Genomic DNA, 26,979 nt, shown 5'->3' on the forward strand with positions numbered 1-26,979 from the left:
CAAGACAGCGCGGCGCCCGCGCATGACAACCCTGTCATTCATCTTGACGTCATCTTCGGCCGCAACCATTCGCCCTTCCAATAACGAGGGATCACACGAATGATTACGTGGAAGAGGAATGCAGGCGCCGCGATGCTGAGCGCCCTGTTGCTGGCCGGTTGCGGCGGCAGCGATGACGACGACGACGAGACGTCCAGCCCGGCGCCGGAACAGCCCGCGCCCGAGCAGCCCGCCGCCAGCCGGCCGATGGAACTGACGATCCTGCACATCAACGATCACCATTCCAACCTGGACAGCAAGAAGAAAGACCTGAAGCTCAAGAACGCCGCCGGCGCGGCGGTGGCCGTGAACGTGGAAGTCGGCGGATTTCCGCGCGTGACGGGCGCCTTCAACGCGCTGTCCGCGCAGTCGGCCAACGTGCTGAAACTGCACGCGGGCGACGCCAATACCGGCACGCTGTACTTCAACCGCGCGGGCGAAGCCGGCGAGGCCGACGCGGCCATGATGAACACGGTGTGCTTTGATGCGATGACGCTCGGCAACCATGAGTTCGACAAGGGCGACAGCGGTTTGAAGCGCTTCATCGACCTGTTGCATGCCGGCGCCTGCCAGACGCCGCTGCTCAGCGCCAACGTCACGTTCGCCGCCGCGTCGGCGCTGAATCCGTCGCGGGCGCCCGGCCTGGTCAAGCCTTCCATCGTGCTGCAGCGCGACGGCCAGCCTATCGGCATCGTCGGCCTGACGATCGCCAACAAGACGCAGCAATCGTCCAGCCCGGACGTCGGCACGCTGTTCTCGGATGAAACGGCGGCGGCGCAGGTGCAAATCGACGAACTGCGCGCCAAGGGCGTGAACAAGATCGTGGTGATGAGCCACGTCGGCTACGGCTACGACAAGCAGATCATCCCCAATCTGAGCGGCGTGGACGTGGTGGTGGGCGGTGACTCCCACACGTTGCTGGGCCCGGACGCGATGACGGCTTACGGCGTGGGTTCGCCGGCGGGCGCCTACCCCACCGTGCTCCAGAATAAGGACGGCAAGCGCGTGTGCCTGGTGCAGGCCTGGGAATATTCGCAAGTGGTCGGCGAACTGAAGGTCAGCTTCGACGCCAACGGCGACGTCACGGCCTGCGCCGGCACGCCGCACGTGCTGATGGGCGACGCGTTCACGGTGGCTGGCACCACACCCGCCCCCGCCGACAAAGCCGCCATCCTGGCCGACGTGGCAGCCAGCGGCTTCCTGCGCATCCAGCAACCCGACGCGCAGGCCACGACCGTGTTGCAGCCGTTCAAGGCCCGCGTCGACGCCTTCAGCGCCAGCCTGGTTGCCTCGGTGCCGCAGGAACTGTGCTCGCGCCGGGTGCCGGGCGGCCCGGGCTCGCGCGACTACGGTCGCTCCAGCGCCGCATGCAACACGCTGGGCAGCGTCAGCCTGCGCGGCGGCGATATCCAACAGCTGGTGGCGCAAGCCTATCTGGAGGTCGCCAACGCCAACTACGGCGGCGCCGATATCTCGTTGCAAAGCGGCGGCGGCGTGCGCGTGCCCTTGCTGGGCAACGTGACGGCCGCCAACGTCATCGAAGTGGTGCCGTTCGGCAACATGCTCTGGCGCCTGGAGGTCACGGGCGCCGAGGTCAAGAGCATGCTGGAAGACGGCATGCAGGCCGTCTACGGCGCGGGCGGTTCGACCGGCCCGTACCCGTATGCCGGCGGGTTGCGCTGGGACGTGAACGCGGCGCAGGCCCAGGGCAGCCGCGTGACGAACATCGAAGTGCGGGACGCCGCCAGCGGCAACTGGTTGCCGCTGGACGCGGGGCGCACCTACAAGCTGTTCGTGCTGAGCTTCAACGCCACGGGCGGCGACGGCTACAAAACCCTGGCCAACGTCCCCGCCGTGCGGCGCCAGGACATCGGCGTGCTGGATGCCGACGTGCTGCAAAGCTATATCGACAAGCAGGCCAAGGACCCGGTATCCGGCCTGCCGGTACTGAACCTGCTGCCCGTCAGCCTGTACAGCACCAAGACGTACAGCGAGTGACCGCCGCGCCCCTGATCTGACCGCAGGGTCATTATTGCGCTAACCGGACGGCCCTCATATTATGCAAGGAAGTGCTTGCATAATATGAGGGCCGTCTTTTGAGTTCATCCACTGCTATCTGGCTGTTCCTGTCCGTCCAGGCCCTGGGGCTGGCTTTATGGCTGACCCTTGCGGCGCTGAACAACCGGCGCGATTTCGCCGGCGCGGCAGCCGCGGTCGGTGCCACGATGGCGATGCTGCCGCTGACGCAAGAGCCGCGCATCCCCACACCCTTGCTCAGCCGCGCACAACGCGCCCCGGCACTGCATCGGGCGGCACTGGGGCTGTTGCTGATGGTCCAGACCGCTGGCGCCGCCCTGGCCTGGGCCGGCTGCCATGCGCTGATGATCCAGGGCGATCTGGAAGCGGCCCGCCCCTGGCTGAACGGCGCGCTGGCCGCCCTGTCTGCGTGCCTGCTGGCCATGCATCTGAGCGGCTTGTGGTTTGGCTACTGGATCCGCCAGGACACGCTGCAACTGACGCACATCGCATTGCTGCTGTGGTCGTGCCTGATGTTCCTGGCCTTCAATCTGGCGGCGTGAACGTCCGGCGGGCCCGGCCCGCGTTCAGGACGTCAGCCGCAGCTGGCTGCGGGCGCCCGTGGGGCGTTCCAGGTAGACCTCTTCGGTTCGCCCGACAAACTGCGCCAGCGAAAACTCGCGCTGCGCCGTGTTGCGTGCGTCGATGCCCATCTGCGCCACCAGGCTGCGATTCTGCAGGATCTCGACCAGGGTCTTGAACACGCTGCTCACGGAACCCGGCGGCACCACCCAGCCATTGCGGCCGTCCGTGACATTCTCGGTCAGGCCGCCCACCTTGCTGACGATGACGGGTTTGCCGGCGGCCATCATTTCTCGGCAGGCAAACGAGATCGTTTCCAGCCTTGACGACAGCACGAAGCCCACGTCCAGCGCGGACAGGAACGGGCGCACGTCTTCCAGCAGGCCCGTGAACACCACCTGGTGCGTCATGCCCAGCTCGGCCACGCGCTGGCGTTGACCGTCGTCGGGCTCCTTGCCGGCGATCAGGACCACGACCTGATCACGCAGGGGATCGGGCAGCAGCGACACGGCTGCCACCATGTCCAGCCAGTTCTTGTAGCTGGCGGTGCCGGCGTTGCTGCCGACCACCAGCCGGCGCCGCATGGCGGCGGGCAGCAGCGCGGCGCGCGCCTGCTCTGCATCGCGCGCGCTGGCCGGCCGGAACTGCGTGGTATCGACCCCGTTATGCACCACCCGCAGGTCCTCGTCGCGGAATACCGAGTCCTTCATGCGGCGGAACGTATGCCCGCAAACGCAGATGACGCGGTTCGTGCCCCACTTGGCGCGCATGCGCACGCCCAGGCTGTTGGCGGTGCGGTCGGTGTGCTGGGTCAGCACGATGAACGGGCGCTTGGCGCCCATGCCCATCGTGGCCAACATGCACAGACGATGGTCGGCGGATCCGTTCACATGAATCACGTCGAACTGTTCTTTGCGCAGCAATGCGCGCAGGCGGCGCAGCGCCGTCAATTGCTGGAACGGCCGGCCCTTGAATTCCAGGTCGATCGATTGCACGCCGGGCAAGGCGTCGGCTTCGGCCAGCAAACGGCTGCTGCGGGGCGCGGCAACGGTGATCTGCGCGCGCTGGCGCAACATGCGCGCCAGCGACATGACATAGGTCGTGTGCCCGCCGCCGTCGCCCTGGTGAAAGTTGGTGTAGAGGATCTTCATGATGTCAGGCTCGAAAGCAAATGCGGGGAAAGCGGGGAAGGCGGGGATTCCGCCTGATTGAGCAAACAGCTCCAATGGCGTTTTTCGAACACGTCGTCGCCCAGCCGGCTGTCCGGCGACAAGTTGTAGACCTTGACGCCGCGCGCGCTCAGCAGCTGGCTGGCCTGGCGGAACGCGGGTTCGATATGGCCGGCGAACTGGCGGTCCAATGCCGTGGCAAGCTGCGCGCCCGCGTTTTCGTAGAAGCGCGGCCCGGCGCTGGCGGTCAGGTCCAGCCCATGCACGTACAAGGTGCGGGCGCCCATCCAGGCCAGCAACTGCAAGCCGGTGTACGCGACCGTGCCTCCGCCGAACAGCCCGCGTGCGGGGTTCAGGCTGAAACCGTGCGCGTGCTGCGGGTGATGGGCGTCGAACAGCACCAGTTCAGGGTCGCCGGCCAATTGCGCCTCAAGGGCTTCCGGGCTTGGCCGTGGCTGTAGCGCCCGTTGATGCACTTCTTCGAACAAGACCATGCGGCAACGGATGTCGTCCGCCGCGAACAGGAATGCAATCCATCGGTACACCTCGGCCGTCACGAACAGCAGCAGGTCTTGCGACAGCACTTCGGCCACCAGGTCGCGCCGCCGCTTGACGAATCCGGCGTCCAGCATCGCGTAGTAGTCAAAGCGCAGCGAGGGGTGCTGGCGGCGCAGCGCGATGGAACCATTGACGCCCATGACGGCGCGAAGATGGCATTGCGCGTAGTCGATCTGCGCGATCGACGGACCGCTCAGGATCAAGTGCGCATCACCTTCGATATTGCGCGGCACGTCGTCCATCGGCAAGGTCGCGGGACCTTTCACGCCCACCAGATCACATCCCACCAGCCGTTCGTTGCCATCGCGCCGAATTTTCACCAGGGGCCACAGCGTCTCGTTGTGCCGATAGGCCGCGGGGCGCGTATAGCGGTAAAAATATCGAAAGCCCTTGGTCAAGGGACGCGAGCGCAGCAGGCGGGGAACGAGGGCAAAACGGGGCATGAACGGTGCCACGGAAAACGCGGCGAAACCTTACGAGCGCCTGATTCTACGCAGCCCCCCGCGCCAGCGGCCGGTTAGAAACATTTGAGATGTAACTGCATTGGTGGGCGCTGTTCCCGCCCTTTTTTTGCGTGTTTTGGCGGACGCGTCGGGGGTGTCCCACATTCCGGAACAAAGCGAAATCACGCGCCCGTATTCGCACCATTTCCGTGCATGGACACCCTTTCTGCTATACCCCCGGCTTGGGCGCGGCGCCCGCCGCGCCCGTACTTTCCATTACGTTTTGCGCCAAAGCGATAGGGTATTGAAAGTGAATCACGCGGCGCCGCGAGGCCAAAGCACGGGAAAGCTCGGATGCGCCCGGTGGCCCCCACAGGACCCCGATAGCCACGCGAACATGGGACGCATCTGATATCGTTCCCCACATTCCCCCGGCTTTTCCGCAACTGACTGATGAACGCCCTTCGCCCTGACTCACCCGCCCTGCAGGACGCCATCGCCGACGCCATCAGCACGGCGACGCGTGGCGCGGGCCGCGTGAACATCCTGATCGCCGGCAAGACGGGCGTAGGCAAGAGCACGCTGATCAATGCCGTGTTCCGTGGCGAACTGGCCAAGACCGGCGCGGGCAAGCCCGTCACCCAGTCCACCCAGGCCTATAGCCGGCCCGGCCATCCGCTCACCATCATCGACACCCGTGGCCTCGAAGTCGGCGACTACGCGCGCTCGCGCCAGCAGCTGGCCGACCTGATCCAGGAGCGCGTCGCGTCCGACGACCAGGACAAGCACCTGCACGTGGCCTGGCTCTGCATCCAGGACAGCAGCCACCGCGTCGAAGACGCCGAGATCGAGCTGTGCGACATGCTGGCCAATGCCGGCATCCCCGTCATCGCGGTGCTGACCAAGGCCCGCAAGGGCAGCCCCTTCGTGGATGAGGCGCGCAAGCTGCTGCCGCGCGCCAAAGAGGTGGTGGCGGTGCGCGCGCTGCCGGAATGGATCGAAGAGCTGGATGCCGAACTGCCGCCAATGGGGCTGGACGCGCTGATCGGCGTCACCGCCGAGTACATCCCCGAAGGGCAGCAGCGCGCCTACGCCAACGCGCTGTCCACGCGCAACAAGAAGGCCCTGGAAGTAAAAAAAAAGCGGGCTGAGATAGAGGTGAATGTTGCAGCGGGCTTGGCCGCGTCGGCCGCCGCCGCGCCCATTCCGTTCTCGGACGCGTTCGCGCTGGTGCCGATCCAGGTGGGGATGATCGCCAAGATCGGCATCACCTTCGGCATGGAGCTGGACACCACCGCGATCACGACCCTGGTGACATCCACGCTGGGCGCATCCGCCGCCACCCTGATCGGGCGCTCGGTCGTATCAGGCATGCTGAAGTTCATCCCGGGCGCGGGCAGCGCGGTGGGCGGCACCATCGCCGCCACCACCGCCGGCGCCATCACCAAGCTGCTGGGCAACGCCTACGTGGCGGTGTTGTACGACTTCTGCCAGAAGAATCCCGGCAAGGACATCGACATCGGGATGATCGCGCAGGCGCTGAAGCAGCGGGTAAAGCTGTAGCGCGGCCGCGCCTGGGGCTATAACGCGGCAGCGCCCGGGCGATCAGAACGCCCTGGCCAGCGCGGCGAAGAACGCGTCGTCGTTGATCTCCACGCGCTTTTTATAGCTGGGCTTGTTTCGCGCGCTAAGGACCACGGCAACGAGCTTGTGCGCCGGGTTGATGTGGATGAACTGGCCGTAGATGCCTTCGGCCTGGAAGGCGCCCGCCAGGGCGGGGTCTTTCAATTCCGGCACCCACCACATGTAGCCATACGGTATCTCGGTATCGCCAATGCGGTAAGGCGAGCCTGCCTGCGCGACCCAGTCATCCGGCAGCAGCCGCTCGCCGTCCACCTGCCCGCCTTCCAGCACGAATTGCCCGAACCGCGCGTAATCGCGCAACGTCGCATTCATGCCGCTGCCCGAGATCGTCATGCCCCCGGGGCATTCGGCCCACCAGGTGGCGTCGGATTCCATGCCGATGCGCGACCACAAGCGGGATTGCAGGTAATCCACCAGCCGCTGCCCCGTCGCGCCTTCCATCACCGCGCTCAGCAGATATGATTCGCCCGTGTTGTAGGCCCAGGCCTGTCCGGCGGGCTGGCGCGCCGGCAGGCGTTTCATGAAATCGCGAATACCACCCGGCTGCCACCGGGTCTGGATATCCAGCAACTGGCGGCGCTCGGAAGCCGGGTCGCCGTAATCCTCATTCCACTGCACCCCCGAGCACATGCGCAGCATCTGGCGCAACGAGACCTCGCGGTACACGCCGCCCAGCTCCGCGTACCGGGTCACCGGGTCGTCAAGCGAATCGATCAGGCCTTCCTTTAACGCCACGCCCACCAGCGTGGCCGCCACCGACTTGGCCAGCGAACACGAGTTCCAGCGGGTTTCCGGCGCGATGCCACGCTGGTAGGTCTCGAACGCGACCTGCCCATCCTTCATGACCAGCAACCCCGCCACGCCATTGACCGCCAGATAGTCGTACAGGTCGAACACGCGCCCCTGATCCTGGATGCGCAGCGCCGGCAGCCCGCCGGCCCGCAGCGGCAGGTCGCGCACGCGCTTGCCGCGCGCCACGGTGTCGGACGCGAACCAACCCGGGTCGCTGGACAGCGCCAGCGTCAGCTCGTCGGGAAGCAGGGTGCCGTCGTAGAACCGCATCAGGTGCGATTTCAGGGCGGGAGTCATGGGCATGGCAGGTTCCGAATTGAATGCATGGAAGGGCGGGACGGCGCGCGGCATGCGCGCGTTAGTCGTCCCGCATCACGAAGTGTCCTGGCGCGACCTCTTGGTAGCGTCGTTGTGGCGGCGTGTAGCCGGGCGGGCGCAGCGTGTGCCGGATCTCGTCCTGCGCCAGGCTGCGCGCGGTGCGCGGCGCGCCGGGATCCGCCACCGGCACCGCGTCCAGCAAGCGCCGGGTATAGGGGTGACGCGGATCGTAGAGGACGGCGGCGCGCGAACCGATCTCGACGATTTCCCCCATGTACATCACCGCCACGCGATGGCTGACGCGTTCAACCACGGCCATGTCATGCGAGATGAACAGATAGGCCAGCCCCATGTCCTGCTGCAGCTTCAGCATCAGGTTGATTACCTGCGCCTTGATGGACACGTCCAGCGCGGACACGGCTTCGTCGGCCACCAGCAGCGACGGGCCCAGCGCCAGGCTGCGCGCGATGCAGATGCGCTGCCGCTGCCCGCCCGAGAACTCCTGCGGATACCGGGCGCCGGCGTCGCTGTCCAGCCCCACGCAGGCCAGGAGATCAGCCACGCGGGCGCGCAGCGCGTCGCCCTTGCAGACCTTGTTGACGATCAAGGGACTGGCCACGGCTGCCGCGACGGTCTTGCGCGGGTTCAGGCTTGAGAACGGGTCCTGGAACACCATCTGCACATGGCGCGCCATGGCGCCGCGGTCGCGCCGCGCCGCCGCGTGGATATCGTGGCCGTTGACCCGCACGTGGCCCGCCGTCGGCGTCAGCAGGTTCATGATGCTGCGGCCGATGGTGGACTTGCCGCAGCCGGATTCGCCCACCAGCGCCAGCGTTTCTCCGGGCTGCACGCTGAACGACACATTCTCGACCGCATGCACCATCCCGCGGTCCCGCGACAGCAGGCCGGAACCCATGCGGTAGCGCATCGTCAGGCCCTGGACTTCCAGCGCCGGCGGCGCGTCCGCGCGCACGGTGTCCGCGGTCTCGGCCGCCGCCGTCTTCACGCCCGTCTGCCGGTCGATGGCCGGGAATGGCAGCGGGCGCGCCACGGTCTTCATGGCGCCCAGGCGCGGCACGGCCGCCAGCAAGGCCCGGGTGTAGGGCTTGGCCGGCGCATCGAAAATGCGCGCGGTGGGGCCGCATTCAACCTGTTCGCCACCGCACATCACCACCATGCGGTCCGCGACTTCCGCCACCACGCCCATATCGTGCGTGATGAATAGCACCGACATCCCGTCATCGCGCTGCAATTCCCGGATCAGGGTCAGGATCTGCGCTTGGATCGTGACGTCAAGCGCCGTGGTCGGTTCGTCGGCGATCAGCAGCCGCGGCCGGCACGCCAGCGCCATGGCGATCATGACGCGCTGACGCATGCCGCCCGACAAGTGGAACGGATAGTCTTTCAGTCGCGTCGCCGCCGCCGGGATGCGCACCTTCTCCAACAGGCGCAGCGCCTCGGCCTGCGCCGCGGCCCAATCCAGGCCCCGGTGCAACATCAGCGATTCGCCCACCTGAAAGCCGATCGTGCGCACCGGGTTCAAGCTGGTCATGGGCTCCTGGAAGATCATGGCGATGTCCGCGCCGCGGATCTTGCGCATGTCGCGCTCGGGCAATGCCAGCAGGTCGCGCCCGTCCAGCAGAACGCTGCCGGACAGTTGCGTGTCGCGCGGGTTCAGCAATCGCATGATGGACATGGCCGTGACGCTTTTCCCCGAGCCCGATTCCCCGACGACCGCCAGCGTCTCGCGCGGCGCCACGTCGAAATCAAGCCCGTTGACGACCGTCTTCCACCCGCCCGCCACGCGGAATCGGGTGTGCAGGCCGGCAACGCGAAGCACGGGCGCGTTCACGCGCTCAGCCCCATCGCGGACAAGCGCAACCAGATCGTCTTGATCTGCTGGTATTGCGCCATGGCTTCCAGCCCCTTGTCACGGGCCAGCGACCCCGACCGGCGATAGCCGCCGAAGGGCGTCTTGATGTCGCCTTCCGTGAAGCCGTTGACGGCGACCGTGCCGCACTCCAGGCGGCGGGCGAAGTACATCGCGCGGTCCAGGTCGCGGGTATAGACGGTGGCGTGCAGGCCGTAGTCGGTGCCGTTGGCGATCTGCAGCGCCTGGTCCATGCTGTCCACCGGCAGCACGCCCAGCACCGGCCCGAAGATCTCTTCGCGCGCAATCGTCATTTCCGGACGCAGGTCCGCGAACACGGTGGGGCCCAGATAGTGGCCCCGCCCGTTTGGAACGCCAGCTTCCAGGACGCGCCGCGCGCCTTCCTCGACGCCCTTGGCCACGTATGCCTGCACGCGGTTGCGCTGCCCCGCGGAAATCAGCGGCCCCATGTCGGTCGCCGGATCCAGGGGATCCCCGATCACGATCTGCTTGGTGCGGGCGATGATCTTCTCCACATAGGCATCCTGGCGCGACCGCGCGACCAGCTGGCGCATGTTGGCCGAACAATTCTGGCCACCGTTCCAGAAAGCGGCCATCACGGCATTGTCGATCAGATCTTCGGTCAGGTCCGCATCGTCGAGCACGATGAAGGGGCTTTTTCCGCCCATCTCCAGCCCCACGGTCTTCAGGTTGCTGGAGCCCGCGTATTGCAGGAACAGCCGCCCCACGTCGGTGGACCCGGTGAACGACACGGAATCGATGTCGGGATGCTGGCCGATCAACCGGCCCGTCGTCTCGCCCGGCCCCGTCAGCACGTTCAGCACGCCCGCGGGGATCCCCGCTTCGATGGCCAGGGCCGCCAGGGACAGGGCGGTCAACGACGTCTCTTCGGCCGGCTTGACGATGACGGAGCAGCCGCTGGCCAGCGCCGGCGCCAGCTTCCACGTCGCCATCAGCAGCGGGAAATTCCAGGGCAGCACTGCCGCCACCACGCCGATGGGTTCGCGCACGACCATTGCGCAGTCTTCCTGGCCGGTCGGCGCAACGTGGCCATAACTCTTGTCCACCAGTTCGCCATACCACTGGAAGATGGCCGGGACCTCTTGCGTGATTTCTCGCAGGCAGTCCCGGATCGGCTTGCCGCTTTCCAGGCTTTCCATGACGGCCAACCTGACGCCGTCGCGCCGGATCAGCGCCGCCAGCTTCAGCAGCGCTTCCTTGCGCTTTTCCGGCGCGCAGCGCGACCAGACGCCACTGCGGAAAGCCCCCCGCGCCGCCGCGACCGCACGGTCCACGTCCTTCTGTCCGCAGTGGGCCAGCGTGCTCAGCACGGCGCCCGTGGCAGGGTTGGCGGTCTCGAACAGCGCGCCGTTGTCGGATGCCGACCAGTCGCCGTCAAGGAAAGCGCGGTCCGGCAGGCGCAGGCCGGCGGCGATGCGCTGCAGTTCTGCATGGCTGGGAGGGGTCAGGGCGGTATCGGACATCATTGCTCCGGGTATCAGATGGCCGCGTAGGGGCGCGAATACGCCCCCCGCAGGAAACGGTCGGCCGAGAACGGCGCCAGGTCTGTCTTGGGTTCGGCGCCGCGGGCCAGCGCGGCGAGCGTGCTGCCCACCGCGGGGCCCAGCCCGAAGCCGTGCCCCGAAAAGCCCGTGGCGATGATCAGGCCGGCGGCCGGCCAGGCCGCGTCGATCACCGGCAGCGCGTCCGGCATCACATCGATGTTTCCGGCCCAGGACTTCACGATGTCCGCCGGCGGCATGCCCGCGAACAATTCCGCGAACCGCTTGCGGTTGTCGCGCACGCGGTGCGTGTTGGGCGCGATCTCCGGATCGCGAGGCTTGATCGCCCAATCCGACTTCGGGACGGACAGGCGGGTATACAGATCGTTGACGAAGGGCTTGCCCAACCGGAACGAAAACCCCTTGCGGTTGCGCATCACTTCGCGCACGAAATAGCGCGAGGCGCGCAGCGAATCCAGCGTCAGGTCGATATCCGTGCCGGCGTCGGTGGCAATGATGCAGGAACCGTCGGGACGCTGGCGCAGGCCCAGCCCGTACCCCACGAAACAAGGCAGCCCCATGGCGGGCAGGGGCGCCGTCAGCGATACCGTGCTGCGCACGACCTTCTGGGGCAACTGCACGCCCAACCCCTGCAACAGGCGGAAGGTCTGCGCGCCCGCCGCGCAGATGACGATGGGCGCGCGCACCTGGCCATGCTCGGTCTGCACGCCGCGCACGCTGCCGCCCGCGACGTCCAGGGCGCTGACGCCGCAATCTTCCAGCACCACCGCGCCGGCGCCGACGGCCGCGCGGGCAAATGCCAGGGTCGCCAGCGTGGGTTCGGCCTGGCCATCCGATTCGGCGATGATGCCGCCTTCGGTGCGCGGCGATACCAGCGGAAACCGCGCCGACACTTCGTCGGCGCTTAGCATCCGCGTATCGCTGACCCGCCCGCCGGCCTCGGCGAGCCACGCCTCGTAGGACCGCCGCTCGGCCTCGTCCGCGCACAGGAACAGGCAGCCGCTGCGCGTCCAGCCCGTCTCGTGGCCCAGCTCGGCCCGCAGACCGGGCCAAAGCGACAGCGCCTGGGCGGCCAGGGCAAGCTCGGCCGGATCGCGGTACAGCGACCGCACGAACCCCCAATTGCGCCCCGACTGCTGCGAAGCGATGCGGTTCTTTTCCAGCAGCACCACTTTCAAGTTGGCGCGGGCCAGGTACCAGGCGGCGCTGCAACCCATGATGCCGCCGCCGATGATGACGACGTCGGCCGCGGCCGGCAGGGGTTCGCTCCTGTCCAGCAGGCGCGACACCGCGTCCGCCGGCGCATGGCGCAACAGGTTAAGCGGCGACATCGACAATGGCGTCCATATCGATCTCGACCCGGATGGCAGGATCGAACAAGCCGGCCTGCACGGTCGTGCAAGCCGGGTCCACGCCGCGGAACACCTCTGCGTATACGTCCATGACCGCGTCGTAGTCTTCGGGCCGGGCGATGTAGATGCGCACCCGGACCACATCGCGCAGCGACGCGCCCGCCTGCTCGAACGCAAATTGGGCATTGCGGAAAATCTGCTCGGTCTGCGCCCGCGCGCCATCGGCCAGCACATCGGCCACATAGTCGTAGCCCGTCGTCCCGGACAGGCGGACGTGGCCGTTCAGCGCGACGGCGCGCGCATAGCTGTAAGTGCGTTCATACTCGCTGCCCGAGTAGATGGCTTGCCGGCCGCTGCGTTCACGCGTGTTGTCGTTCATGTCGGTTTTCATCCAGGAGTGCGTCATTGGCGAGCAGGATCGCGCAAAAGGCGTTGCCCCGTCGATGTCAAAAAATCGAGGGCTGGATGCAATTAATAGAACGACGGCGGCGGGCGAGCCGGGCCGGGCGCAAAGGAGGGGGGCTGCGCGGTCATGGTTTTCCCGTAGCGTTTTCCCTGGCGCGTGGGCAAGCCCGGACCCGGTGCAGATTATTGCGGTTTCGATTCCATTTATTCGACTCGACACTGTCGAAGGCGTTGGGATTCAATCGGGTCATTCCGGGAACAGCCCGGCGCCGCGGCACGGAACCAGCGGCTTTCCAGACGAAAGGGGAACACAGGATGCAGGTGGATTTTGTCATTGTGGGCGGCGGGATTTCAGGTGCGGCAGCCGCCTACTTCCTTTCCCAGGCCGGGCGAGTGGCGCTGATCGAACAAGAGCCGCATTTCGGCTTCCATAGTTCGGGCCGTACCGCCGGCCAGTTCACCGTCGGCATTTCGGCCGACCAGATGCGCGCCATGGCCGCTGCCAGCCGGGCGTTCTTCCAGGCGCCGCCAGCGGGCTTCGCCGACCTGCCCCTGATCGAGCAACGCGGCAGCCTCACGTTGGGCCGCCACAGCCAGAAAGCCGTGCTGGACAAGCTGCACGAGCGCATCGGACAGGCGGGCGGCAACGCCGAATGGGTAGACCGGGAGCAGGCCTTGGCCCTGTTTCCCGCGCTGCTGGCCGACAAGTTCGACCTGGGCGTCCATGAGACCGACGCGCAGGACATCGACGTCAATACCCTGCTTCAGGCCTATCTGAAAGGCGCCAAGCGCAACGGCGCGGTGCTGGCGACCAATGCGCCGGTGCAGAGTATCGAGCGCCACGAAGGCAACTGGCGCATCCGCACGCAGGACGAGGACTACACCGCCGGCGTGATGGTCAACGCAGCGGGCGGCTGGGCCGACGCCATCGCCCGCATGGCGGGTGTGGCGCCCGTGGGCATCACGCCGTACAAACGCACCGCCTTCACCTTCCCGTTGCTACCGGGCTCGGAAGGGGCGCGCTGGCCGCATGTGTGCAACGCGGACTACCAGTGGTACGTCAAGCCGGAACACGGTTGCTTCATGGGTTCGCCCGCCGACGCGCAGCCGGTTGCGCCCGGCGAGGTCTATCCGGACGAACTGGACGTGGCGCAGGGCATCTACAACATCGAACAGGAAACGACGTTGCGCGTTCCGCGCCCCATCAGCGTCTGGGCGGGCGTGCGCAGCTACGTGCGTGACCGTAACCCGGTCTGCGGCGCGCGCGCCGACAGCCCTGGCTTCATCTGGTACGCCGCCCTGGGCGGTTGCGGCGTGCTGACCTCTCCCGCGATGGGGCAGGCGGTGGCGGCGCTGGCGCAAGGCCAGGCGCTGCCCGATGCGCTGCGCGCGCAAGGCCTGACGCCCGAGGCGCTGTCGCCCGACCGCGCCACGCTTGCATCCGACTGATTCCGGCATAGACCAACCAGCACAACCACAACGGGGAAACGGAAGCCATGATCCACCATAAGCTCTCCAAACGCGACTTCCTGAAATTGTCGGCCACCGCCGGCACGCTGCTGGCGGCGCCCGCCTGGGCGCAATCGGCGCCGACGCCGCCCGCCGCGCCGCGCGGCCAGGTGATCGCCGGCATTTCACAAGAACCCACGGTATTCAACCCGCTGATGCCGGGCAGCGAAGTCGACCAGGGCGTCTGGTGGCAGCTGTTCAGCCCCTTGTGGTTCATCGACGGGCAAGGCAATACCGTGCCGGACCTGGCGCGCGAGGTGCCGTCGGTTGCCAACGGCGGGCTGTCGGCCGACGGGCTGGTCTGGAAAGTGAAGCTCCGTGCGGGCGCGACCTGGCACGACGGCAAGCCGTTCACCGCGCGCGACGTGAAGTACACGCTGGAATTAATCAATAACCCGGCGTTCCGCGCCCGCAACCGCGTCGGCCATTCCCTGGTGCGCGACATCACCGTGGTCGCGGACGATGAGATCCACTGGCGCATGGAAAGCAGCTTCACGCCCTACATGTCCGTGTTGTCCCAGACCTTCATGGTGCCGGAGCACATCCTGGGCACGGCCGCCGATCCCAATACCGCGCCGTATAACCAGGCGCCCGTCGGCACCGGCCCCTTCCGCTGGGGCGCGCGCCGCGCCGGCGACCACATCCAGCTGGAACGCAACCCGGCCTACCATGGCCAGGGCCCCTATCTGCTGCGGGTGATCTTCAAGTACATCCCCGACCAGACGATGCTGTATACGCAGTTCCGTAGCGGGCAGATCGACTATTTGGGCTTGTCCGGCATTCAGCCCAGCTTCGAACAAGAGGCGGCCAAGCTGCGCGGTGCGCGCATCATGCCGGTACCCACCCCATTCATCGAGCACGTCGCGTTGAACCTGGGTTTCGCCCCGTTCGCGGACAAGTCCGTGCGCGAAGCCCTGTACCTGGGCATGAACAAGGAAGCGCGCATCAAGGCCATCTATCAGGGCCGGCCGCTGCCGACGGAATCCTATGTGCCCAAGGGCCACTGGGCCTACAACGACGCACTGCCCGCGCACCGCTACGACCCGAAGGCCGCCCGCGCTTTGCTGGATGCGGCTGGCTGGGTGCCGGGCAGCGACGGCATCCGCGTGAAGAACGGCCAGCGTCTGGCCTTCTCCAATTCCACGACGGCGGGCGCGCAAGCGCGCGAGCAATCCCAGCAGTTGCTGATGCAGGACTGGCGGCAGATCGGCGTGGAGATGACCATCGAAAACATGCCCGCCGCCGTCATCTGGGGCAATTTCTGGCAGAAGTCGCAATACCAGTCGGTGATGGTGGCGTCCAACTTCCTCCAGGGCAGCGACCCCGACGTGACCGCACGCTTTTCCAGCGCGTCGATTCCTGCCAAGGGCGGTAGCGGCCTGAACACCTACCAATACCAGAATCCGGAAATGGACCAGTTGCTGTTGCAGGGCACCCGGGAATTCAACCTGGACGAGCGCAAGCGCATCTATCATCGGATCCAGGAGATCGTCAGGAGCGACCTGGTGCTGTTGCCCGTTTCCCAAACGGTCATCATTGAAGCCGTCAAGGACAAGCTCGTCGGCTACGAAAACAATATCAACAGCTCATCCAACTGCTGGAACATGCGCAGCTGGTACTGGGCAAGCTGACGGGCCGGAACCTCCAGATGACCCAATACCTGCTTAAGCGCGGCGGCCAATCCCTGGTGCTGCTGCTGTTGGTTTCGCTGATCGGCTTCGGCATCCTGTACCTGTCGCCCGGTGGCCCGCTGTCGCAGCTGGCGCAATCGTCGAACATGGCGCAAGAGGATATCGACCGCCTGACCCGCAGCATGGGGCTGGACCGCCCCTTCCTGATCCAGTACGGAGACTGGTTGCTGCGCATGGTGCGTGGCGACTGGGGCGCGTCGTACCGGGACGGCATCGGCGTGCTGGCCACCATCGGATCGCACATCGGGGCGACGTTGTCGCTGATGGCGGTGTCCACCGTCATCGCCGCGCTGCTGGGCGGCATGATCGGCATCTGGGGCGCGGTCCGCCGGCATTCCCTGATGGACGCGCTGTCGTCGGTGGGCGCGATGATCGCGTTGTCCATCCCGACATTCTGGTTCGGCCTGATGGCGATCTACCTGTTTTCCATCAAGCTGGGCTGGCTGCCGGCCGGCAACCAGCAGACGTTCGGCGACGGTTCGTTTCTGGACCTGGCGCACCACATGATCGCGCCGGTCATGGTGCTGGCGCTGGTCGAGACCGCGGTGTGGGCGCGCTTCATGCGTTCGTCCATGATCGAGACGCTGGAGCAGGATTACATCCGCACCGCGCGCGCCAAGGGCGCGGGCGGCCGCGCCATCATCCTGTCGCACGCGTTGCGCAATGCGCTGCTGCCCATGATCACCCTTGTCGGGCTGCAATTCCCCACCTTGCTGGGCGGCGCGCTGATCACCGAAACGGTCTTCAGCTGGCCCGGCATGGGCCGCCTGTTCTTCGATTCGCTTGAGTACCGCGACTACCCCGTGGTGATGGGAATTCTGATGCTGTCCGCCATCATGGTGATGCTGGGCTCGCTGCTGGCCGATGTGCTGTACGCCATCGCCGACCCTCGTATCCGGATGGATTGAGCATGATGAAAGCTCCTGGAATTCCCGAAACGGCCGCGGCGGGCGCGCCGTACTGTCCACCGGGCGGCCTGCGTGCCGGCTGGCGCCGCGTGACCCGCCACAAGCTGGCGGCGGCCGGCGCCGCCACCCTTGTCCTGATGATTCTGCTGTGCTTCGCGGGGCCGCTGGTCCTGAAGCTGGACGCCAGCTATATCGACGTGCTGAACCGCTTTGCCCCGCCGCTTACGGGCGGCCACCTGCTGGGCACGGACGAACTGGGGCGCGATGTGCTGGCCCGCCTGATGGCCGGCGGGCGGATCTCGCTTGTGATTGGATTCGCGGCCATGCTGATTTCGGTGGTGATCGGCACCCTTGTGGGAATGGTCGCCGGCTACCGGCGCGGTTTCGTGGGCGCCCTGCTGATGCGCTTTGTCGACGCCATGCTGGCGTTCCCGACCATCTTCCTGATCCTGGCCCTGGCCATGCTGGTCAAGCCGGGCATTGTCTCGACGACCATCCTGATTTCGGCCACCTGCTGGATGGAAGTGGCGCGTTTGGTCGAAGGCCAGTACCGGTCGCTGCGCAACACGGAGTACGTCGCCGCGGCCCGGACCGCAGGCGCTTCGGGCCTGCGCATCATGGTCGTCGAACTGCTGCCCAATGCCATGGGCCCGATCATCATCGTCGCCACGCTGAACGTGGCGCGCGCCATCCTGCTTGAATCCTACGTCAGTTATCTGGGCTATGGCATCCAGCCACCGGTCGCCAGCCTGGGCAACATGCTGAACAACGCCCAGATCTACCTGACATCGGCGCCCTGGCTGGCGATCGTGCCCGGCGTGGCGATCGCGCTGACCGTGACCAGCGTGAATTTCATGGGCGAAGGGCTGCGCAATATACTCGAGCCGCGCAGCCAGTGACGAATGCCACGGGCGCGCCAGCCGGTACCCCTTGATCCGAGCCGAGCCTAACCCCCAAGCCCTGGAGAATGGGATGCACCGACGCCTGCCCTCGCTGAACGCGCTACGCTGCTTTGAAGTCGTGGCGGCCCATACCAGCGTCAAGAAGGCCGCCCAGATCCTGAATGTCAGCGAAAGCGCGGTCAGCCGCCAGGTGCGCATCCTGGAAGAACAATTGGGGCAAACGCTGTTCCTGCGCACCCATAGCGGCCTGGAGATCACCGAGGCCGGGCGCAAGCTGGCCACCACGGTGAAAGAAGCGTTCGACCATATCGCCAACGCCATCGACCCCACGCACACCGACCAGGACATCGTCACGCTGCGGGTGATCCCCACCTTCGCGCTGCGCTGGCTTTTCCCCCGGCTGCGGCGCTTCCACGAGCAGTACCCGATGATCAAGGTCGTGGTGCGCACGCGGCTCAACGACATGACGGCCGACGAGACGGATTCCGACTTGGGGATCCGTTACGCGCTGGGCAATTTTTCGCACGAAGACGCCACCGAGCTCTACGCCGAATGGATCGTGCCGGTGTGCGCGCCCGGCCATATCGATGCGGCCGACCCCGAGCGCGGCTTGCAGGAATCCACGCTGCTGCATCCTCTGCCGGATCACCAGGACTGGATCACGTGGTCCGAGAAGACCGGCATCGACCTATTCACCCGAGGCGGCCTGGATTTCGACGCGCTGGACATGGCGTTGAGCGCCGCCGAGGCCGGCCTGGGCGTGGCCATCGCGGACGTCGTGCTGGCCGATCAAGCCATCCGGGATGGCCGGGTCGTCGTGCCGCTTCGCCGCGCGGTACCTACCGGCGTGTCGTATTACCTGGTGCGCCAACCCGCGCTGCGCCATCGCAGGCAGGTCAAACTGGTGGAAGACTGGATCGTCAGCGAGCTGGTGGAATCCAAGGCCATCATCGCGTCCTACGCCTAGCGCCTGTCGCGCCCTGCGGAAACCCCGCTCGGCGCGCCCCCACCAACCGGCGTCAAACAGGGGCCGACCCCGCATTCCGGGCCCCAACCCGGCGCCGACAAGCCTATACTTTTCTCACCATCGGGCGCGCTGCGACGCGCCATCGGCCCGATGCCCTCCACGCCGCGCGTCGGATGTTCCATCACGCAAGCCGCCCTTGGCGCGCTGCGTCGGGAGAACGCCATGACCCGTAAATACATCGACTGCCGCGAGTACCCGAGCGAGATGAACTGCTCGGTGGCGCTGGCGGCGGATTCCGACGATGAATTGCTGGAAGCCGCCGTGCAGCATGCCACCACGGTGCATAAGCACACGGATTCACCGGAACTGCGCACGCAGCTCAAGGGCATGTTCCATGACGGCTCGCCGCCGGCGGAAGCGCCGGCCCGAGTTTGAGGTTTGACGGCGCGGGGCTCATTCCGGCGGGATGTCCTCCGGCCTCACCGCCCGGCCCAACAGCCATCCCTGGCCGACGGCCGCCGGTTGGCGCGCCGACAGATATTGCGCTTGGGCTTCGGTTTCGATGCCTTCGACGATCAGCCCCACGCCCAACGCGCGCGAGATATCGATGACATGGTCAATGATGAGCGTGCCCGCCGGTTCCGCGCCGATGGCCTGCGTGAAACGGCGGTCCAGCTTGATGGCGTCGGCCTGCATTTCGGCCAGGTAGTTCAAGTTGGAATTTCCGGTGCCAAAGTCGTCGATCAGGATACGGAACCCCTGGCGCTGCAAGGTCCGGACGATGCCCCGCACGTGACCGTCCGACAGCGGCGAGCCTTCGGTGATTTCCAGCGCCACGCGCGGCGGGGCAATGCCTTGTTCGTTCACGGTGCGCAGCAGGAAGTCGGGGTAGGCATCGTCCTGAAGGTCTTGCGCCGACACGTTGATGCTGACGTAGAACCCGGCGGCGTCCCGCAGCCGGCCGGCAAGATCCTGCAGCGCTTGCTGCGTCACCACGCGGGACAACTCGCGGCCCAGGCCCATCTCTTCGGCCAACGGCACGAACAGCGCGGGAGGCACCTCCGATCCGTCGCGCGCCCGCCAGCGCGCCAGCGCCTCGACGCCGACCAGGCGGCGCGTCGACAGCTCGCGCAGCGGCTGATAACGGACTTGCACGCCGCCGCGGCGGATGGCTTTGCGCAGCGCGGCCCGCTCGCTCTTGGCCTGCTGACGCCACAACACGCACAGGCCGGCCAGCAAGCCCCCTGCCAGCGCGCCCGTGCACGCCAGGATCAGCGCGGGCAACGTGAACCAGTCATGCGAGCTGACGCGCGACACCGCGCATGTATCGGAGGTCGCGGGCGGGGCGCATTCCGCGATCAGGCGCTCGGCCCGCAAACTGTTTTCAGACGGGCTGTCGCCGCGATAGAGCGCCAGGCCGTCCGTACGGCCAAAGCGGCGGAAAACATGCGCGCCGTCGCGGGTCATCACCAGGGCATCGATCCCTGAACCGGGCTCCGGGAACCCATCGAAGGCGCCCGGCGCCGTGAACACGATCACGTCGTTGCGTGCCGCCATGTCCCCGATGATGCGGCGGTCGATGATATTGGCGGCCCCGGTCCACAAGGAGGTTCCGGTGCTTGTGGTGAAGGTGGCGGGGGGCAGGGCGTGGGGCGCGGCCAGCACGCCCCACGCAGCGGAACACACCAGCATGCCGTCGCTCAGGCGGCCAATGTCACGCAGGAACGTCGCATTGAACAGCAGCACCCGCAACGTGGCCACGTCGGACTCCGAACACAGGTCGGCGCTATGCGTGGCCGCCTGGATGAGGCGTTGGCTTTCCTGGGTCACGCGCACGGCGTGCGCCAGCAGCCGCGTATTGTGCCCGGCAAGCCTGTCGTCGACCTGGTTGACTTCGATCAGACGTCCGGTTGCCAGTCCCGCCAGGAAACCCAGCGTCGACATCGACAGGACTGCAGCCGCAATTCGGAAACGTGACATCAAGGAAGGGGACGCTGGCACCGCGCGTATCCACGACGGAGAACAGCGCGTAAGGCAATGTAACCGGAACCCGTCCTTCCACCCAGAAAAAAACGCCCATCATCGGCAACGGGCGTCTCTTTTTAGCGAAAACTGCCCGAGCCTAGCGTTGCGCCAGGGCGGGCTGGCCGCTGCGGGCCGTGCGCACCACGTTGAACAGGTTCTTGGGGTCCTGCAAGTGCGGCGCCACTTCAATGCAAGCGCCGATGCCGTGCCGGGCCGCGCTATCGCGCAGCCAACGCAGGGCCGAAAAGTCTTCCAGCGCAAAGCCGACCGAGTCAAAGATGGTCACGTCGGCAGCGCTTTGGCGGCCGCCGCGCTGGCCGGTCAGGACACGCCACAGCTCCGTCACGGCGAAGTCAGCGGGCATCTGTTGCAGATCGCCTTCAATACGCGTCTGCGGTTCGTATTCGACAAATACCGGGCCCATGCGCAGCACGTCGGCATGCAGTTCCGTCTTGCCCGGGCAGTCACCGCCCAAGGCATTGATGTGCATGCCGGGCTTGACCATGTCGGCCGTCAGAATGGTGGCGTAGGCCTTGTCGGCCGTCACCGTGGTGACGATGTCGGCGCCCTGCACGGCCTGGGCCGTGCCGTCGAAACGCACCACGCGCAGGGACGGCGCGACGGCGGCCAGGTTGCTTTCCAGCTTGCGCGTGGCCTCGGGGTCCACGTCATAGACGTGCAGCGTGTCGATGCCAAGGATGTAATGGAACGCCAACGCCTGGAATTCGGCCTGCGCGCCGTTGCCGATCAGCGCCATCGTGCGGGAATCCGGCCGGGCCAGGGCGCGCGCGGCCAAGGCAGAGGTCACGGCGGTGCGCAAGGCGGTGGTCAGGGTCAGTTCGCTGATCAGCAGCGGTTCGCCCGTGCTGACTTGCGCCAGGGCGCCGAAGGCCATCACGGTCGACAGGCCGGCCAGCGGGTTGCCAGGGTGGCCGTTCACGAACTTGAAGCTGTAGAGCTCGTTGTCGGCGGTGGGCATCAGTTCGATGACGCCGGCGGCGGAATGGCTGGCCACGCGTGGGCATTTATCGAATTCCTGCCATCGCAGAAAGTCGGCCAGCACATAGTCCAGCAGGGCGGTGAAGACCTTGCGCGGCCCTTGCAGGGCCACGATGTTGGCTACGTCCGAAGTCGTCAGCAGTGTCGTCAAAATGTTCTCCCCTAGTTATGGAATAGAAATTCTGGCGGACGGCCAAACCAATTCATAGTGACAACATTCAATACGAAACGCTAAGATTCTGGCAATACGACAGCAATATTTAGCACTTTTCACAATGGACACGTTAGACCAGAGTCTGCTGGGGCTGTTGCGCGCCAATGCCCGCTTATCGGTCGCCACGCTGGCGAAGAAGCTGGATGTGTCGCGCGGCACCATCGACAACCGCATCCGCAAACTGGAAGAGCGGGGCATCATCGTCGGCTATACCGTGCGGTTGCGCCCCGAGGTCGAAACCGAAGACATCGTGGCCTGGATGAGCATCGCCGTCGAAGGCCATGAAACCCGCAAGATCGTGAACCTGCTGATGGGCGAACCCAGCGTCGCCGGCCTGCACGACACCAACGGCCGCTGGGACCTGCTGGCCGAATTGCGCGTGCCCACCATCGAACAGTTGTCCGAAGTGCTGGACCGCCTGCGCACGCTGAAGGGCATTTCAGCCACGGAAACCAGCATCCACCTGAAGACGTTCAAAGCGTTCTAGGGCGCAGGCGCCCGCCGGAAATAGCGGGTAAACCCCATATAGAACTTTGCATGCCGTCTATCAGCTGGCGTTATGCCCGCCCCCGGACGCGGGGCCGCCCCTCCCGCAAAATATCAATCCAATCAGCGCCTTAGCGGCAGCGGGCACGCGTACCGCCCCGCGTCGCGGCGGTGTCCCCTCCGCTATCGGATTTCGGCACGCGCATGCATGCTTGCAGGCTGAAATTTTCCGGAGATTGACACCATGAGCCACGCCACCCCCGCCCGAAAAATGGGCTTGGCGGTCGCCCAGATGGGCGCCGTGAACCTTGCCGATACCCGCGCCACCGTGGTGCGCCGGATGGTCGAGATGATGCGCGAGGCCGCCGCCCGGCAGGCGGAATTCGTCGTATTCCCCGAGTTGGCATTGACGACGTTCTTCCCGCGCTATTGGATGGAAGACGCCGAGGCCGTGGACCGCTTCTTCGAAAAGACGATGCCCAACGCCGACGTGCAGCCGCTGTTCGACACCGCCCGCGAACTCGGCATCGGCTTTTATCTGGGCTATGCAGAACTGACGCCGGAAGGCCGTCAGTTCAACACGGCCATTCTGGTGGACCGCCGCGGCAAGATCATCGGCAAGTACCGCAAGATCCATCTGCCGGGCCATTCGGACCACAAGGTTGGCGCGCCCTTCCAACACCTGGAGAAGAAGTTCTTCGAAGTAGGCGACCTGGGCTTCGGCGTGTGGGAAACCAACGACGTCAAGATCGGCATGTGCCTGTGCAATGACCGGCGCTGGCCCGAAACGTACCGGGTAATGTCACTGCAAAGCGCGGAATTGATCGTGCTGGGCTATAACACGCCGTCGCTCAACATCCATTGGAACGAGCCAGCGCACCTGCGCACCACCACGCACGAGATCGTCCTGCAAGCCAGCGCCTACCAGAACGCGGTGTGGGTCGGCGCCGCGGCCAAGTGCGGTCACGAAGATGGCCACCACATGATTGGCAGTTCGATGATCGTGGCGCCTTCCGGCGAGATCGTGGCGCGCGCAAGCGGCGAAGAAGACGAAGTCATCACGGCAAAGATCGACCTGGGCATGGGCCAGCTATTTCGCGACCACGTCTTCAATTTCGCCAAACACCGCAGCCCGCACCACTACAAGCTGATCACGGAGCGCACGGGCGCCGGCGACCCGCTGCCGGTGGCGCCGATCGAATAAGGCGCGGTGCTAGACTGCCTGCGGCCCTTTGATTGATTGACCCCTTTCAGGCAGTGATCCCATGCGCTTCATCGACACGGAACAGACCCGGGACGCCCTGTCCTTTGACGCCGTCATCCCCGCCTTGCGCGAGGCTTTCCGCGACGGCGCGACGGTGCCCGGGCGGCATGTCCACGCCATTCAGTCCGGCACGGCCCATGGCACGTCGCTGATCATGCCGGCCTGGAGCGAGCGTGGCTATTTTGGCGTGAAGATCATCAACATCTTTCCCGAAAACACGCACCTGGGCCTGCCGGGCCTGCACGCGACGTACAACCTGTACAGCGCCAGGACCGGCGTGCCCATCGCCCAGGTGGACGGCGATATCGTCACCGTCTACCGCACGGCCGGCGCCGCCGCGCTGGGCGCGGACTACCTGGCCCGCCCGGACGCCAGCACGCTTCTGATCGTGGGTTCGGGCCGCATCGCCGGGCTGGTGGCGCAGGCCATGCGCACGGTGCGCCCCATCCAGCGCGTGCGGGTGTGGAACGTGCGAGCCGCGGGCGCCGAAGCGCTGGCGCAAGGCTTGCGCGAACAGGGTTTCGACGCCCAGGCCACGACCGACCTGGAAGCGGCCGCTCGCGACGCGGACATCATCAGCTGCGCCACCTTGTCCACGGTGCCGCTGATCCAGGGCGCATGGCTGCGCCCCGGCACGCACCTGGACCTGATCGGCAGTTTCAAACCCGAAATGCGCGAGACCGACGCCGCCTGCTTCGACGGCACGACCGTCTATGTGGATACCGACGAGGCGCCGACCAAATCGGGCGACCTGCTATCCGCGTTCGAGGCCGGCGTGTTGACGCGCGAGGCCATCCAGGGCGACTTGCGCCAGTTGACGACGGGGGAACGCCCGGGCCGGCGCAACGCGCAAGAGATCACGGTGTTCAAGGCGGTGGGCAGCGCGCTGGAAGACCTGACGCTGGCCACGCTGGTCTATGAAGCGGTGCAAGCATCAGATAGCGCCAAGGCCTCGTAGACACCGATGTGACGGGTGGCGCCGCATTGGCAGGCCCGCCCGTCTCAACGGAGACGCGCAGGTTGCGTCAACCGCCGGCTAATTCCATGGGCAGGTGTTCGCGCATGGTTTCGATGAAGCGGCGCAGCCGCGCGGGCTGGAAACGAGAGGGCGCATAGACCAGGGACACCGGCAGCGGGTCCGCCTGCCATTGCGGCGCCAGATGCACCAGCCGGCCCGCCGCCAGGTCTTCCTGCATGGCCCACGCCGACCCCAGCGCCACGCCCAGTCCCAGCACGGCCGCCTTGCGCAGCGCATGCAAGCCATCGGTGGACAGCCGCGGCTGGATGCCGAAACGTTCGGCGTCGCCCGACCCGCAATGCGTCAGGCTGACTTCGGTGCGGTAGAACGTGCGCAGCGCCAGCCAGGGCAGGCGCGCCAACTCGGCGGGCCGTTGCGGCACGGGCGCGCCTTGCAGCAAGGCGGGCGACGCGACGACGATGCGCGGAACGTCGCCCAGCTTCACGGCGATCACCGACGGGTCGGTGACCGCCCCCACGCGGATCGCGCAATCCACGTTCTCGGCGATCAGGTCGGGCATGCGGTCGTGCAACAGCCATTCCACCCTCATGTTCGGATACTGCTGCAGGTACCTTGCCAGCGGCTCGACGAACTGGTCCTGACCGAAGGCATGCGGCGCCACTACGCGCAGCGTGCCGATGGGTTCATCGCCCGCGCCCCGCACCTCGCTTTCAAACGACTGCCAGGTGGCGATCAGGTCCTTGGCGCGCTCATAGCAGCGCTGGCCATCTTCCGTCAGGCGGATCGCATGGGTGGACCGCTGCAGCAGCCGCACGCCCATCGTGCGTTCCAGCAACTGCAACCGCCGGCTGACCGTGGGCTGCGTGCCCCCCATCTGCGCGGCGGCGGCCGACAGGCTGCCCGCCTCGACGATGCGCACGAAAGTTTCGATCAGCAGGAGGCGGTCGGTGCCGGCCGCGGCGTTCAGGGCTGAGGTGGTCATACGTCTATCGTATAACGGATGTACCTTGGGATCGGCTACCAAAACCGGGGCGCGGCGCCCAGAATCCGTTCCGTACCTGATCCATCGGATAGCCAACATGACCTCCCGGACTTCTCCCGCTGCCCTGTCCCGCAGCCTGGTTCTTCTTCTTGCCGTCGGCGCTGGCCTGGCGGTTGCGTCCCTGTATTACAGCCAACCCATGCTGGGCGTGCTGGGCGCGGACATCGACGCCAGCGCCGCGACGTTGGGCTGGATTCCCACGCTGACACAGCTGGGCTATGCCTTTGGCATTCTGCTGCTGGCGCCGCTGGGCGACCGCCACGACCGCAAGCACATCATTCTGATCAAGGCGGCGGTGCTGAGCCTGGCGCTGCTGGCGGCCGCCGTGGCGCCGTCCATCGGCCTGCTGCTGGCGGCCAGCTTCGCCGTGGGCCTGTCGGCCACGCTGGCGCAAGACATCGTGCCGGCCGCCGCCCACCTGGCGCCGGCCGAATCACGGGGCAAGATCGTCGGCACCGTCATGACCGGCCTGCTGCTGGGCATCCTGCTTTCGCGGGTGGTCAGCGGTTTCGTGGCCGAACAGTTCGGCTGGCGCGCGATGTTCGTCGCCGCGGCCGTGACCATCGTGGCGCTGGGCGTGGCGCTCTGGCGCGGCCTGCCGCGTTTCGTCCCCACCACGCAACTGGCTTACCGTGCCCTGCTGGGCTCGCTTGCGACCCTGTGGCGTCAACATCCGGCGCTGCGCCGCGCCGCCATGGCGCAAGGCTTGCTGTCTTTGGGTTTCAGCGCGTTCTGGTCGACCCTGGCCGTGATGCTCCACGGCGCGCCGTTCCACCTGGGCGCGGGCGCCGCAGGCGCGTTCGGCCTGGCGGGCGCGGCCGGCGCCCTGGCCGCGCCGCTGGCCGGCCGGGTGGCCGACACGCGGGGTCCGCAAGCCGTCGCCAGCCTGGGCGCCGGGCTGACCATGGTGTCGTTCGCCGCGATGTTCCTGTTGCCGCTGCTGCCGCCGCATGCCGCGCTGTGGTTGATCGCGGGCAGCGCCATCGGGTTCGACCTGGGCATTCAGACGTCGCTGATCGCGCATCAAAGCATCGTCTACGGCATCGACCCCGCCGCCCGCAGCCGGCTCAACGCCATCCTGATGACGGGCGTGTTCATCGGCATGGCCGCCGGCGGCGCGCTGGGCAGCCTGGCGCTGGCCCAATGGGGCTGGACTGGCGTTACGTTGGTGGCAACCGGCGCGGCGGCCGCGGCGCTGGCCCTGCGGGTGTGGCCAGGCGTCTGCCGCAACCGCACCGCCAGCCGCTGCGCGGCATAAGCG

Annotated in this window: 23 protein-coding genes; 13 read left to right on the plus strand and 10 right to left on the minus strand. The window is 66.6% G+C overall.

Annotated elements, in window-relative coordinates:
• Positions 1-99 precede the first annotated feature (99 nt).
• Together CQ050_RS22065 and CQ050_RS22070 are read left to right on the plus strand one after the other, a co-directional pair.
• Positions 100-2,037, plus strand: coding sequence for a bifunctional UDP-sugar hydrolase/5'-nucleotidase (locus CQ050_RS22065; protein WP_105558961.1), 1,938 nt, complete (start codon positions 100-102; stop codon positions 2,035-2,037).
• Between the two features lie 98 nt (positions 2,038-2,135).
• Positions 2,136-2,618: a DUF2165 family protein gene (locus CQ050_RS22070; protein WP_105558962.1), complete on the plus strand. Its 483-nt coding sequence runs from the start codon at positions 2,136-2,138 to the stop codon at positions 2,616-2,618.
• A gap of 24 nt (positions 2,619-2,642) precedes the next feature.
• On the opposite strand, the gene CQ050_RS22075 is transcribed toward CQ050_RS22070, so the two are convergent.
• Both CQ050_RS22075 and CQ050_RS22080 read right to left on the minus strand, forming a co-directional pair.
• Positions 2,643-3,788 (minus strand): glycosyltransferase family 4 protein, encoded by a 1,146-nt coding sequence (locus CQ050_RS22075; RefSeq protein ID WP_105558963.1) that lies wholly within the window; start codon positions 3,786-3,788, stop codon positions 2,643-2,645.
• Positions 3,785-4,807 carry a hypothetical protein gene (locus tag CQ050_RS22080; RefSeq protein ID WP_105558964.1) on the minus strand — a complete coding sequence of 341 codons (1,023 nt, stop codon included), beginning with the start codon at positions 4,805-4,807 and terminating at the stop codon, positions 3,785-3,787. The genes CQ050_RS22075 and CQ050_RS22080 overlap by 4 nt, the downstream gene beginning before the upstream one ends.
• Positions 4,808-5,260: 453 nt before the next feature.
• Here CQ050_RS22080 and CQ050_RS22085 point away from each other — a divergent pair, with 453 nt between their 5' ends.
• The gene (locus CQ050_RS22085) at positions 5,261-6,370 is read left to right on the plus strand and encodes a YcjF family protein (protein ID WP_105558965.1); all 1,110 of its coding nucleotides are present in this window, start codon (positions 5,261-5,263) and stop codon (positions 6,368-6,370) included.
• 42 nt (positions 6,371-6,412) lie between these two features.
• Here CQ050_RS22085 and CQ050_RS22090 read toward each other — a convergent pair whose 3' ends face one another.
• From CQ050_RS22090 to CQ050_RS22110, 5 genes are read right to left on the minus strand one after another with little or no spacing between them, the layout of a single operon-like run.
• The gene (locus tag CQ050_RS22090; RefSeq protein ID WP_158266076.1) at positions 6,413-7,546 is read right to left on the minus strand and encodes a serine hydrolase; all 1,134 of its coding nucleotides are present in this window, start codon (positions 7,544-7,546) and stop codon (positions 6,413-6,415) included.
• A 55-nt stretch (positions 7,547-7,601) separates the two neighbouring features.
• A complete protein-coding gene (locus CQ050_RS22095; protein ID WP_233214225.1) occupies positions 7,602-9,413 on the minus strand; it encodes an ABC transporter ATP-binding protein in 1,812 nt (603 codons plus the stop codon).
• Positions 9,410-10,936, minus strand: a complete 1,527-nt coding sequence (locus CQ050_RS22100) for an aldehyde dehydrogenase family protein (protein WP_105558967.1) — start codon at positions 10,934-10,936, stop codon at positions 9,410-9,412. Before CQ050_RS22100 ends, CQ050_RS22095 begins: the two co-directional genes overlap by 4 nt.
• A gap of 14 nt (positions 10,937-10,950) precedes the next feature.
• Positions 10,951-12,306 carry an FAD-binding oxidoreductase gene (locus tag CQ050_RS22105; RefSeq protein ID WP_105558968.1) on the minus strand — a complete coding sequence of 452 codons (1,356 nt, stop codon included), beginning with the start codon at positions 12,304-12,306 and terminating at the stop codon, positions 10,951-10,953.
• Positions 12,293-12,706, minus strand: coding sequence for a Rid family hydrolase (locus CQ050_RS22110; protein WP_158266077.1), 414 nt, complete (start codon positions 12,704-12,706; stop codon positions 12,293-12,295). Before CQ050_RS22110 ends, CQ050_RS22105 begins: the two co-directional genes overlap by 14 nt.
• Before the next feature lie 347 nt (positions 12,707-13,053).
• On the opposite strand from CQ050_RS22110, the gene CQ050_RS22115 reads away from it, so the two are divergent.
• The 6 genes from CQ050_RS22115 to CQ050_RS22140 all read left to right on the plus strand — a co-directional run bounded on the left by CQ050_RS22115 (position 13,054) and on the right by CQ050_RS22140 (position 19,144).
• Positions 13,054-14,181, plus strand: coding sequence for an FAD-binding oxidoreductase (locus CQ050_RS22115; RefSeq protein ID WP_199196896.1), 1,128 nt, complete (start codon positions 13,054-13,056; stop codon positions 14,179-14,181).
• Between the two features lie 47 nt (positions 14,182-14,228).
• On the plus strand, positions 14,229-15,872 hold the full coding sequence (locus CQ050_RS22120; RefSeq protein ID WP_105558971.1) for a peptide ABC transporter substrate-binding protein: 1,644 nt from the start codon (positions 14,229-14,231) through the stop codon (positions 15,870-15,872).
• A 17-nt stretch (positions 15,873-15,889) separates the two neighbouring features.
• Positions 15,890-16,840, plus strand: coding sequence for an ABC transporter permease (locus tag CQ050_RS22125; RefSeq protein ID WP_088589915.1), 951 nt, complete (start codon positions 15,890-15,892; stop codon positions 16,838-16,840).
• Between the two features lie 2 nt (positions 16,841-16,842).
• The gene (locus CQ050_RS22130) at positions 16,843-17,739 is read left to right on the plus strand and encodes an ABC transporter permease (RefSeq protein WP_199196897.1); all 897 of its coding nucleotides are present in this window, start codon (positions 16,843-16,845) and stop codon (positions 17,737-17,739) included.
• Between the two features lie 73 nt (positions 17,740-17,812).
• Positions 17,813-18,709 (plus strand): LysR substrate-binding domain-containing protein, encoded by an 897-nt coding sequence (locus CQ050_RS22135; protein ID WP_105558972.1) that lies wholly within the window; start codon positions 17,813-17,815, stop codon positions 18,707-18,709.
• Positions 18,710-18,931: 222 nt separating this feature from the next.
• A complete protein-coding gene (locus tag CQ050_RS22140) occupies positions 18,932-19,144 on the plus strand; it encodes a DUF1059 domain-containing protein (RefSeq protein WP_105558973.1) in 213 nt (70 codons plus the stop codon).
• An 18-nt stretch (positions 19,145-19,162) separates the two neighbouring features.
• Here the strand turns inward: CQ050_RS22140 and CQ050_RS22145 are convergent, their stop codons facing one another.
• Positions 19,163-20,653: an EAL domain-containing protein gene (locus tag CQ050_RS22145; RefSeq protein WP_105558974.1), complete on the minus strand. Its 1,491-nt coding sequence runs from the start codon at positions 20,651-20,653 to the stop codon at positions 19,163-19,165.
• A gap of 178 nt (positions 20,654-20,831) precedes the next feature.
• Entirely contained in the window at positions 20,832-21,884 is a 1,053-nt protein-coding gene (locus CQ050_RS22150; protein ID WP_105558975.1) for an ornithine cyclodeaminase, read from the minus strand.
• 124 nt (positions 21,885-22,008) lie between these two features.
• On the opposite strand from CQ050_RS22150, the gene CQ050_RS22155 reads away from it, so the two are divergent.
• From CQ050_RS22155 to CQ050_RS22165, 3 genes are all read left to right on the plus strand, one after another.
• Positions 22,009-22,434: an Lrp/AsnC family transcriptional regulator gene (locus tag CQ050_RS22155; protein WP_006226764.1), complete on the plus strand. Its 426-nt coding sequence runs from the start codon at positions 22,009-22,011 to the stop codon at positions 22,432-22,434.
• Positions 22,435-22,704: 270 nt separating this feature from the next.
• On the plus strand, positions 22,705-23,637 hold the full coding sequence (locus CQ050_RS22160) for an N-carbamoyl-D-amino-acid hydrolase (protein WP_199196900.1): 933 nt from the start codon (positions 22,705-22,707) through the stop codon (positions 23,635-23,637).
• A gap of 61 nt (positions 23,638-23,698) precedes the next feature.
• Complete coding sequence (locus tag CQ050_RS22165) at positions 23,699-24,655, plus strand: ornithine cyclodeaminase family protein (protein ID WP_105558977.1); 957 nt, start codon at positions 23,699-23,701, stop codon at positions 24,653-24,655.
• 67 nt (positions 24,656-24,722) lie between these two features.
• Here the strand turns inward: CQ050_RS22165 and CQ050_RS22170 are convergent, their stop codons facing one another.
• A complete protein-coding gene (locus tag CQ050_RS22170; RefSeq protein WP_105558978.1) occupies positions 24,723-25,658 on the minus strand; it encodes a LysR family transcriptional regulator in 936 nt (311 codons plus the stop codon).
• A 97-nt stretch (positions 25,659-25,755) separates the two neighbouring features.
• On the opposite strand from CQ050_RS22170, the gene CQ050_RS22175 reads away from it, so the two are divergent.
• Complete coding sequence (locus CQ050_RS22175; protein ID WP_105558979.1) at positions 25,756-26,976, plus strand: MFS transporter; 1,221 nt, start codon at positions 25,756-25,758, stop codon at positions 26,974-26,976.
• Positions 26,977-26,979: the final 3 nt, after the last annotated feature.

Source organism: Achromobacter sp. MYb9 (assembly GCF_002975275.1).
Lineage (GTDB): Bacteria > Pseudomonadota > Gammaproteobacteria > Burkholderiales > Burkholderiaceae_B > Achromobacter.

What these genes read in the sequence shown, in the direction of transcription:
- CQ050_RS22125 (WP_088589915.1), top strand. Translation starts at nt 15,890, where the DNA reads ATGACCCAATACCTGCTTAAGCGCGGCGGCCAATCCCTGGTGCTGCTG.
- CQ050_RS22080 (WP_105558964.1), bottom strand. Translation starts at nt 4,807, where the DNA reads ATGCCCCGTTTTGCCCTCGTTCCCCGCCTGCTGCGCTCGCGTCCCTTG.
- CQ050_RS22130 (WP_199196897.1), top strand. Translation starts at nt 16,843, where the DNA reads ATGATGAAAGCTCCTGGAATTCCCGAAACGGCCGCGGCGGGCGCGCCG.
- CQ050_RS22120 (WP_105558971.1), top strand. Translation starts at nt 14,229, where the DNA reads ATGATCCACCATAAGCTCTCCAAACGCGACTTCCTGAAATTGTCGGCC.
- CQ050_RS22170 (WP_105558978.1), bottom strand. Translation starts at nt 25,658, where the DNA reads ATGACCACCTCAGCCCTGAACGCCGCGGCCGGCACCGACCGCCTCCTG.
- CQ050_RS22140 (WP_105558973.1), top strand. Translation starts at nt 18,932, where the DNA reads ATGACCCGTAAATACATCGACTGCCGCGAGTACCCGAGCGAGATGAAC.
- CQ050_RS22085 (WP_105558965.1), top strand. Translation starts at nt 5,261, where the DNA reads ATGAACGCCCTTCGCCCTGACTCACCCGCCCTGCAGGACGCCATCGCC.
- CQ050_RS22175 (WP_105558979.1), top strand. Translation starts at nt 25,756, where the DNA reads ATGACCTCCCGGACTTCTCCCGCTGCCCTGTCCCGCAGCCTGGTTCTT.
- CQ050_RS22110 (WP_158266077.1), bottom strand. Translation starts at nt 12,706, where the DNA reads ATGAACGACAACACGCGTGAACGCAGCGGCCGGCAAGCCATCTACTCG.
- CQ050_RS22145 (WP_105558974.1), bottom strand. Translation starts at nt 20,653, where the DNA reads ATGTCGACGCTGGGTTTCCTGGCGGGACTGGCAACCGGACGTCTGATC.
- CQ050_RS22160 (WP_199196900.1), top strand. Translation starts at nt 22,705, where the DNA reads ATGGGCTTGGCGGTCGCCCAGATGGGCGCCGTGAACCTTGCCGATACC.
- CQ050_RS22090 (WP_158266076.1), bottom strand. Translation starts at nt 7,546, where the DNA reads ATGCCCATGACTCCCGCCCTGAAATCGCACCTGATGCGGTTCTACGAC.
- CQ050_RS22105 (WP_105558968.1), bottom strand. Translation starts at nt 12,306, where the DNA reads ATGTCGCCGCTTAACCTGTTGCGCCATGCGCCGGCGGACGCGGTGTCG.
- CQ050_RS22135 (WP_105558972.1), top strand. Translation starts at nt 17,813, where the DNA reads ATGCACCGACGCCTGCCCTCGCTGAACGCGCTACGCTGCTTTGAAGTC.
- CQ050_RS22075 (WP_105558963.1), bottom strand. Translation starts at nt 3,788, where the DNA reads ATGAAGATCCTCTACACCAACTTTCACCAGGGCGACGGCGGCGGGCAC.
- CQ050_RS22155 (WP_006226764.1), top strand. Translation starts at nt 22,009, where the DNA reads ATGGACACGTTAGACCAGAGTCTGCTGGGGCTGTTGCGCGCCAATGCC.
- CQ050_RS22100 (WP_105558967.1), bottom strand. Translation starts at nt 10,936, where the DNA reads ATGTCCGATACCGCCCTGACCCCTCCCAGCCATGCAGAACTGCAGCGC.
- CQ050_RS22165 (WP_105558977.1), top strand. Translation starts at nt 23,699, where the DNA reads ATGCGCTTCATCGACACGGAACAGACCCGGGACGCCCTGTCCTTTGAC.
- CQ050_RS22065 (WP_105558961.1), top strand. Translation starts at nt 100, where the DNA reads ATGATTACGTGGAAGAGGAATGCAGGCGCCGCGATGCTGAGCGCCCTG.